The following is a 521-nucleotide window of genomic DNA, read 5'->3' on the forward strand; positions in this document are numbered from 1 at the left end:
AGGTGCCGGGAAAAAAGGGGATTTGAAGAACCGCAAGACCACGCGCTCGGGCGCAGCCGGGGTGGCCTGACGACCAAGATTCACATGCTGTGCGACGCCAATGGTGTGCCTCTGCGTTTCCTGTTGTCAGGCGGACAAGCCAGCGATATAGCCTATGCCCAACCGCTACTCGATCAGGCTTGCATACCCAGCCTGCGCGGTCGCCCACGCAAGCGTTGCCGCTGGTTGCTGGCTGACAAGGGTTACGACGCTGAAGCGCTGCGCCAGTATTGTGATCGTTATCGCATGCAGCCAGTCATTCCGTTGCGAAGCATGAAGCGCAAAACCAAGCCAGGATTGCCTCGACTTTTTGATCGCCCCAAATATCGGCAGCGCAACATCATCGAACGCATGTTTGGCTGGCTGAAGGAGAACCGTCGCATCGTGACGCGCTTCGACAAGCTCGCAACAAGTTTTGCGGCGATGGTCTCATTGGCCTGCGCTATGCGGTGCTTGCGACAATACTTTACGTACAGAGCCTA

1 pseudogene is annotated in these 521 nt (G+C 57.2%); it reads left to right on the forward strand.

The window, feature by feature from the left end:
* A pseudogene (locus AC19YR_RS24840) lies at positions 1-521 on the forward strand (IS5 family transposase); the annotation flags it as partial.

The sequence above is a fragment of the Pseudomonas sp. MF08817 genome (assembly GCF_059862705.1).